Raw genomic sequence first — 7900 nt, 5'->3', positions numbered from 1 at the left:
GCCCGATCGCGCGGTCGGTCGAGGACATCGCGCTGCTCGATGCGATTCTGTCCGGCACCGGCACCGGCGCGCCGACGTCGCTGCCGACCCGCAACACAACGCGCCCGGTGCGCCTGGCGGTCCCGCGCACGACGTTCTGGCGCGGCCTCGCGCCGGATGTCGACGCGGTGGCGAATGCCGCATTGGCCAAGCTGGAGCAGGCGGGATTCGAGTGCGTCGACATCGACCTGAACGACTATCCGGGGTTCTTCGACGACGAGCCGGCCATCATCGCGATGTATGAATTCCGTTCGTCAATGCACGCGTATCTGGTCGAGAACGGCTACGACCTGTCGGTCGACGACATCGTCGCGAACGTGGGAAGCCCGGACGTCGCGAAGATCGCCCGCCATATCACCGGCCCCGACGGTATCGGCGAAGCGGCGTACCACACCGCGCTCGACCGGCGTACGCGGTCGCGTGCCGTGTATCGGCAGTGCCTCGCCGACAGCGGCGCCGATGCGCTGGTCTTTCCGACCACGATCGCCACCGCGTGCCCGATCCCGTCGGGTGACGCGATGCTGCTCAACGGCGAGACCGCGTCGGTGTTCTCGACCTACATCCGGAATACCGAACCGGGCAGCAATGCCGGTGTACCGGGCATGACCATCCCGGCCGGCCTGACGGAGGCCGGGTTGCCGGTCGGTCTCGCACTGGACGCGGCGGCCGGCACCGATCGTGAGCTCATCGCGGTCGCGCTGGAGGTCGAGCGGGTGCTTGGGCGGCTGCCGTTGCCGGACGATGGGTATGGGGTCGAGGGCAGGTTGGGCGGGTACCCGGGCGTCGACGGTACGTCGTGACGTTGCGCCGCCGCGCCGGGGCGGTGCGGCGGCTGAATGAGTCGCCGGAACCGGCGGCGCTCGCCACGAAGCCGGCCAGGCACGTCCTGTGGATTGCCCAGACGGCCCCCCGTGCGTGCTCGACCCGGTGCGTAAGCACCGCTGTCGTAAATCTTGTCGGTGCCACATAAGCTTGCGCGGACAACCGGTCGAACGAACGACGGCGAAGCCGATTGCCGACCGCGCGTGGCGAGAAACTTGCCCCCTAGCCCCCGTGCGAGGCATCAGGAAAACCCTGACAGCGGCCCGCCGAGGCCACTTTTTTACGTCGCTGCGCGCGTGGCGACCGATGCCAAACCCATCTGCGGCCGCTCGCATCCCGGGTGGCCGCTCCCCTCGATCCAGCATGGCTTCCAGGCCGTATTGCCTGTCATGGAGGGTATGGTAAACCGCGAAATCAACCGAATATTCCCGAATTTCAATACCTGTCAGGTATTGAAATGGCCGCCTAAAAGTATTGGACGCTCGATCCGGCCGAGACGTATAAATCGCCTCAAGAACTTCACCCCACGGCGTGCCCCATGTCCTCCGTCACCATCGAACGCATCGAAACCCGCCTCGTCGATCTGCCGACGATCCGCCCGCACAAGCTGTCGGTGGCCACGATGTACGGCCAGACGCTGATGCTCGTGAAGGTGTTCTGCAGCGACGGCGTGACGGGCCTCGGCGAAGGCACGACGATCGCCGGCATGGCTTACGGCCCGGAAAGCCCCGAGGCGATGAAGCTCGCGATCGACACCTATCTCGCGCCGGCAATCGTCGGCAAGGACGCGACGCGCATCCAGACGCTGATGGCGTTCCTCGGCAAGCTCGCGAAGGTCAACCACTTTGCGAAGAGCGCGCTCGAAACCGCGCTGCTCGACGCGCACGGCAAGCGCCTCGGCGTACCGGTGAGCGAACTGCTCGGCGGCCGCCGCCGCGATCGCCTGCCGGTCGCGTGGACGCTTGCGTCGGGCGATACGTCCACCGACATCGCCGAAGCCGAGCGGATGCTCGACCAGCGCCGCCACAATGTGTTCAAGCTGAAGATCGGCGCGAAGGCGCTCGATACGGATATCCGCCACGTGGCCGAGATCAAGAAGGCCGTCGGCGATCGCGCGTCGGTGCGGGTCGACGTGAACATGGCATGGAGCGAAACACAGGCCGCGCGCGCGATTCCGGCGCTGGCCGATGCCGGCTGCGAACTGGTCGAGCAGCCGGTGGCCTCGGCCGCGGCGCTGGCGCGCCTGATGCGCCGCTTCCCGATTGCGCTGATGGCCGATGAAATCCTGCAGGGCCCCGACAGCGCCTTCGACATCGCGAAGCATCACGGCGCGGACGTGTTCGCAATCAAGATCGAGCAGAGCGGCGGCCTGTTCGCCGCGCAGCGCGTCGCCGCGATCGCGGACGCGGCCGGCATCGAGCTGTACGGCGGCACGATGCTCGAAGGCGCGTTCAGCACGGTGGCGTCCGCGCACCTGTTCGCGAGTTTCGCGAACCTGCAGTGGGGCACCGAACTGTTCGGCCCGCTGCTGATCACCGAAGAGATCCTGACGCAGCCGCTCGATTACAGCGACTTCGAACTGACCGTGCCGGACGGCCCTGGCCTCGGCATCGAACTCGACGAGGACAAGGTCAGGCGTTTCACCCGCGACGGGCTGACGAAAGTCGCGCGATAACCCGAGCCAGGCAACGGCCGTCATTCCCCCTAATACACGTGGAGACACCATCATGAGCGTCAAAGTTTTCGATACCCGGGAAGTGCAGGATCTGCTGAAGGCCGCGTCGAACGCGGGCGGCAACGAAGGCAACGCGCGCACGCAGCAGGTCGTGCTGCGGCTGCTCGGCGACCTGTTCAAGGCGATCGACGATCTCGACATCACGCCCGACGAAGTGTGGGCCGGCGTCAACTACCTGAACAAGCTCGGCCAGGACGGCGAAGCGGCGCTGCTCGCGGCCGGCCTCGGTCTGGAAAAGTATCTCGACATCCGGATGGACGCCGCGGACAAGGCGGTCGGCCTCGATGGCGGCACGCCGCGCACGATCGAAGGGCCGCTGTATGTCGCGGGTGCGCCGGTGCGCGACGGCGTGTCGAAGATCGACCTCGACGCGGACGACGGCGCGGGCCCGCTCGTGATCCACGGCACGGTCACCGGCCTCGACGGCAAGCCGATCGCGGGCGCGGTGGTCGAATGCTGGCACGCGAACTCGCACGGCTTCTATTCGCACTTCGACCCGACCGGCAAGCAGAGCGATTTCAACCTGCGCGGCGCGGTGAAGACGGGCGCCGACGGCAAGTACGAATTCCGCACGCTGATGCCGGTCGGCTACGGCTGCCCGCCGCAGGGCGCGACGCAGCAGCTGCTGAATGGCCTCGGCCGCCACGGCAACCGCCCGGCGCACGTGCACTTCTTCGTCGACAGCCACGACCACCGCAAGCTGACGACGCAGTTCAACATCGACGGCGATCCGCTGATCTGGGATGACTTCGCGTATGCGACGCGCGAGGAGCTGATCCCGCCCGTGGTCGACAAGACCGGCGGCACGGCGCTCGGCATGAAGGCCAATGCGTACCAGGACATCGAGTTCAACTTCGTGCTGACGCCGCTGGTGCAGGGCAAGGACAACCAGATCGTCCACCGCCTGCGCGCAGCCGCGACGGCGTAACCGCCCGCCGGCGCGGCGCGGATGCGCCGCCGCCGGCCGGGTTCCCGCGAGATTCAACCGATTACCGATGCGAGCGTGCTTGCAGGACGCGGCACGCGCATGGGAGGAGCCAACATGTCCGCCACGATCGACCAAGCCACCGACCTGGATCACCTGCTCGCCACCGCCGTGCAGGACGACAAGGCGGCCGGCGTATTCCGCTGCCGCCGCGACATCTTCACGAACGCCGAGCTGTACGAGCTGGAGATGAAGCACATCTTCGAGAGCAACTGGGTGTACCTGGCGCACGAAAGCCAGATCCCGGCCAACAATGATTACTACACGACGTGGATCGGCCGCCAGCCGATCGTGATCACGCGCGACAAGACCGGCGAGCTGCACGCGGTCATCAATGCCTGCGCGCACAAGGGCGCGATGCTGTGCCGCCGCAAGCACGGCAACAAGGGCAGCTTCACGTGCCCGTTCCACGGCTGGACCTTCTCGAACACCGGCAAGCTGCTGAAGGTGAAGGACGAGAAGACGACCGAGTATCCGGTGCAGTTCAACACGCACGGCTCGCACGACCTGAAGAAGGTCGCGCGCTTCGAGAACTATCGCGGCTTCCTGTTCGGCAGCCTCAGCGCCGACGTGCTGCCGCTCGAGGAATACCTCGGCGAAGCGCGCGTGATCATCGACCAGATCGTCGACCAGGCGCCGGACGGGCTCGAAGTGCTGCGCGGCAACTCGTCCTACATCTACGAAGGCAACTGGAAGATGCAGATGGAGAACGGCTGCGACGGCTACCACGTCAGCACCGTGCACTGGAACTACGCGGCGACGATGGGCCGCCGCAAGGAAGACGGCACCAAGGCCGTCGACGCGAACAGCTGGAGCAAGTCGGTCGCGGGCGTGTACGGCTTCGACAACGGCCACATCCTGCTGTGGACGCAGACGATGAACCCGGAAGTGCGGCCCGTGTATCAGCACCGTGAAGAGATCAAGGCGCGCGTCGGCGACGTGCAGGCCGACTTCATCGTCAACCAGACCCGCAACCTGTGCGTGTACCCGAACGTGTTCCTGATGGACCAGTTCAGCACGCAGATCCGCGTGGTGCGGCCGCTCGGTGTCGACAAGACCGAAGTCACGATCTTCTGCTTCGCGCCGAAGGGCGAGAGCGAGACCGATCGCACGATCCGGATCCGCCAGTACGAGGATTTCTTCAACGTGACCGGCATGGGCACGGCCGACGATCTCGAAGAGTTTCGCGCATGCCAGGCCGGTTATGCGGGCATCACGGCGATGTGGAACGACCTGTCGCGCGGCGCGCCGCTGTGGGTCGACGGCCCTGACGAGAACGCGAAGAAGATGGGGCTGAACCCGCGCATTTCCGGCGAGCGCAGCGAGGACGAAGGGCTGTTCGTGTGCCAGCACGAACACTGGGTGCAGGTGATGCGCGATGCGCTGAAGAAGGAACGCGGGGAGGTGGCAGCATGAGCTTCGATTACCGGACTGTCTGCGCGGCGCTGTATCGCGAAGCGCGCCTGCTCGACGATCGCCAGTGGGACGCGTGGCTGACCTGCTACACGGAGGACGTCACGTACTGGATGCCCGCATGGGACGACGACGATCGGCCGACCGAGGATCACCAGAGCCAGATCTCGCTGATGTACTACCCGGACCGCGGCGGCCTCGAGGATCGCGTGTTCCGGATCAAGACCGAGCGCAGCGGCGCATCGACGCCCGAGCCGCGCACCAGCCACAACGTGACGAACGTCGAGGTGCTGGCCGAGCGCGACGACGAGGTAGACGTGCGCTACAACTTTCACACGCTGAACCACCGCTACCGCGTGACCGATCACTTCTTCGGCACGATGTTCGTCACGTTGCGCAAGGTGGGCGATGAACTGCTGATCTCGTACAAGAAGATCGTGCTGAAGAACGACTACATCCGGCAGGTGCTCGACGTGTACCACGTCTGACACCCGTTGCTTTGTCATGAAAGGAAGTGGAGGTGACGCCATGTCCAGTTACAAGATTGCACTGAATTTCGAGGACGGGGTAACCCGCTTCATCGACTGCAAGGCCGGCGAGAAGGTGCTCGACGCCGCCTTCCGCGCGAAGATCAACCTGCCGATGGATTGCTCCGACGGCGTGTGCGGCACCTGCAAGTGCCGCGCCGAAAGCGGCCGCTACGACCTCGGCGACGACTACATCGACGATGCGCTCACCGAAGACGAGAAGGACGGCGGCCTCGTGCTGACCTGCCAGATGGTGCCGCAAAGCGATTGCGTGATCGCGGTGCCGACGTCGTCGGTCGCGTGCAAGACCGGCCAGAGCGGTTTCGCCGCCACGGTGACGAAAGTCGAGCAGCACAACGACGCGGCCGTCGTGCTCGAACTCGACGTCGGCGCGGCCGCGCCCGTGTTTCTGCCGGGCCAGTACGTGAACATCGACGTGCCCGCGAGCGGGCAGCACCGTTCCTACTCGTTCTCGTCGGCGCCGGCGGATGCGAAGGTCAGTTTCCTGATCAAGAAAATTCCCGGCGGCGTGATGAGCACCTGGCTCGAATCGGCGCAGCCCGGCGACACGCTGCAACTGCACGGGCCGCTCGGCAGCTTCTACCTGCGCGACGTGCAGCGGCCGCTGCTGTTCCTCGCGGGCGGCACCGGGCTGGCGCCGTTCCTGTCGATGCTCGAGGTACTTGCGCGCACCGGGGCGCAGCAGAAGGTGCACCTGATCTATGGCGTGACGCGCGATCTCGACCTCGTGCTGGTCGAAGCGATCGAAGCCTATGCGGCGAAGCTGCCGAACTTCAGCTTCGCGACGGTCATTGCCGACGCCGCGTCGAGCCATCCGCGCAAGGGCTGGGTCACGCAGCACATCCCGGCCGATGCGCTGAACGACGGCGACGTCGACGTGTATCTGTGCGGCCCGCCGCCGATGGTCGACGCGGTGCGCAAGTATTTCGACGACGAAGGCGTGAAGCCGAACAGCTTCCACTACGAGAAGTTCACCCCCAACGTCACGGCAAAGGCGGCGTGATCATGCAACGATTCTCTGGCAAGGTCATCGTCGTCACGGGCGCCGCGCAGGGCATCGGCCGCGGCGTCGCGCTGCGCGCGGCGGCCGAAGGCGGCAGGGTGCTGTTCGTCGATCGCGCGGATTTCGTCGCCGAGGTCGCGGCCGAAGCGACCGGTTGCGAGACGGCCGGATTCGTCGCCGATCTCGAAACGTACGAAGGTGCGCATGCGGCGGTCGCGCACGCCGTGCAGACGTTCGGCGGCATCGACATCCTGATCAACGGCGTCGGCGGCGCGATCCGCATGCGCCCGTTCGCCGAATTCGAGCCGGCGCAGATCGATGCGGAAATCCGCCGCTCGCTGATGCCGACGCTCTATACGTGCCACGCGGTGTTGCCGCACCTGCTTGCGCGCGGTGGCGGCACGATCGTCAACATCTCGTCGAACGCGACGCGCGGCATCCGCCGCGTGCCGTACTCGGCGGCGAAAGGCGGCGTCAATGCGCTGACGGCGGCACTTGCGATGGAGTACGCGGCGCACAACATCCGGGTCGTGGCCACTGCGCCGGGCGGCACCAGCGCGCCGCCGCGCCGCGTGCCGCGCAACGCGGCCGGCGACAGCGAGCAGGAACAGGCGTGGATGGGCGAAGCCGTGCGCCAGGTCACGGAATCGACGTTCTTCAAGCGCTACGGCAGCCTCGACGAACAGATCGCGCCGATCCTGTTCCTCGCGTCCGACGACGCGAGCTACATCACCGGCACGGTGCTGCCGGTCGCGGGCGGCGATACGGGTTGAGCAGCGCGTCGCGACGCCGCTAGCAAGTGTTCAACGTATTCATCGACAACCAACCGGCCGGCGCGACGACGCCGGCCATGGAGACCCCCCATGCGTGATCGCAAAGCCATCGTTCCGGCGGGAATGGAAGCGGTGTACGAGAAGATCGGCTACGCGCCCGGCCTGAAGGTCGGCGATACGCTGTACGTATCCGGCCAGATTGGCCGCGATGCGGCGATGCAGCTCGTCGAAGGCCGTGAAGCACAGATCGTGCAGGCGTTCGAGAATTTGAAGCTCGTGCTGGAGGCTGCCGGCGCGTCGTTCAACGACGTGGTCGACCTGACGACCTTCCATACCGACATGCGTGACCTGCCGTTGTTCATGCAGGTGCGCAACCGCTACCTCGATGCGCACCCGAAGCCGGCGTGGACGGCGGTCGGTGCGCACATGCTGGGCGGCGCGCCCGGCTATATCGTCGAGATCAAGGCGGTGGCCGTGTTGCCGACGTGATTTGCGTTGACGCGATGTTTACGCGATGTACCGCAGTCTATGCATCGATTTGACTTTTCACGAGCTGAAATAGGGTGAGAGACTCTTCGATAC

The 7900-nt window shown here is 66.0% G+C and carries 8 protein-coding genes; all 8 read left to right on the top strand.

Going from position 1 to position 7900, the window contains the following annotated elements:
- The coding region (locus G3N61_RS25585; protein ID WP_241017904.1) for an amidase family protein at positions 1 to 839 on the top strand (839 nt) is incomplete at its 5' end.
- A gap of 560 nt (positions 840 to 1399) precedes the next feature.
- The gene (locus G3N61_RS25580) at positions 1400 to 2536 is read left to right on the top strand and encodes a muconate/chloromuconate family cycloisomerase (RefSeq protein ID WP_205823893.1); all 1137 of its coding nucleotides are present in this window, start codon (positions 1400 to 1402) and stop codon (positions 2534 to 2536) included.
- Between the two features lie 52 nt (positions 2537 to 2588).
- On the top strand, positions 2589 to 3524 hold the full coding sequence (gene catA, locus G3N61_RS25575) for a catechol 1,2-dioxygenase (RefSeq protein WP_205823892.1): 936 nt from the start codon (positions 2589 to 2591) through the stop codon (positions 3522 to 3524).
- 114 nt (positions 3525 to 3638) lie between these two features.
- Positions 3639 to 4997: a Rieske 2Fe-2S domain-containing protein gene (locus G3N61_RS25570; RefSeq protein ID WP_205823891.1), complete on the top strand. Its 1359-nt coding sequence runs from the start codon at positions 3639 to 3641 to the stop codon at positions 4995 to 4997.
- A complete protein-coding gene (gene benB / locus G3N61_RS25565) occupies positions 4994 to 5482 on the top strand; it encodes a benzoate 1,2-dioxygenase small subunit (protein WP_089454383.1) in 489 nt (162 codons plus the stop codon). The genes G3N61_RS25570 and benB overlap by 4 nt, the downstream gene beginning before the upstream one ends.
- Before the next feature lie 40 nt (positions 5483 to 5522).
- Positions 5523 to 6545, top strand: a complete 1023-nt coding sequence (gene benC / locus G3N61_RS25560) for a benzoate 1,2-dioxygenase electron transfer component BenC (RefSeq protein ID WP_089454384.1) — start codon at positions 5523 to 5525, stop codon at positions 6543 to 6545.
- 2 nt (positions 6546 to 6547) lie between these two features.
- Complete coding sequence (gene benD / locus G3N61_RS25555) at positions 6548 to 7318, top strand: benzoate diol dehydrogenase BenD (protein WP_205815468.1); 771 nt, start codon at positions 6548 to 6550, stop codon at positions 7316 to 7318.
- A gap of 90 nt (positions 7319 to 7408) precedes the next feature.
- Positions 7409 to 7807: a RidA family protein gene (locus tag G3N61_RS25550; protein ID WP_205823890.1), complete on the top strand. Its 399-nt coding sequence runs from the start codon at positions 7409 to 7411 to the stop codon at positions 7805 to 7807.
- Positions 7808 to 7900 lie beyond the last annotated feature (93 nt).

The organism is Burkholderia sp. Ac-20349, assembly GCF_017104865.1.
Lineage (GTDB): Bacteria > Pseudomonadota > Gammaproteobacteria > Burkholderiales > Burkholderiaceae > Burkholderia > Burkholderia aenigmatica.
This window is presented reverse-complemented; position numbering and strand designations above follow the sequence as displayed.

Excerpts from the sequence above, each read along its gene's own strand:
- benB (WP_089454383.1), top strand. The coding sequence starts at position 4,994 with ATGAGCTTCGATTACCGGACTGTCTGCGCGGCGCTGTATCGCGAAGCG.
- catA (WP_205823892.1), top strand. The coding sequence starts at position 2,589 with ATGAGCGTCAAAGTTTTCGATACCCGGGAAGTGCAGGATCTGCTGAAG.
- G3N61_RS25570 (WP_205823891.1), top strand. The coding sequence starts at position 3,639 with ATGTCCGCCACGATCGACCAAGCCACCGACCTGGATCACCTGCTCGCC.
- G3N61_RS25580 (WP_205823893.1), top strand. The coding sequence starts at position 1,400 with ATGTCCTCCGTCACCATCGAACGCATCGAAACCCGCCTCGTCGATCTG.
- benD (WP_205815468.1), top strand. The coding sequence starts at position 6,548 with ATGCAACGATTCTCTGGCAAGGTCATCGTCGTCACGGGCGCCGCGCAG.
- G3N61_RS25550 (WP_205823890.1), top strand. The coding sequence starts at position 7,409 with ATGCGTGATCGCAAAGCCATCGTTCCGGCGGGAATGGAAGCGGTGTAC.
- benC (WP_089454384.1), top strand. The coding sequence starts at position 5,523 with ATGTCCAGTTACAAGATTGCACTGAATTTCGAGGACGGGGTAACCCGC.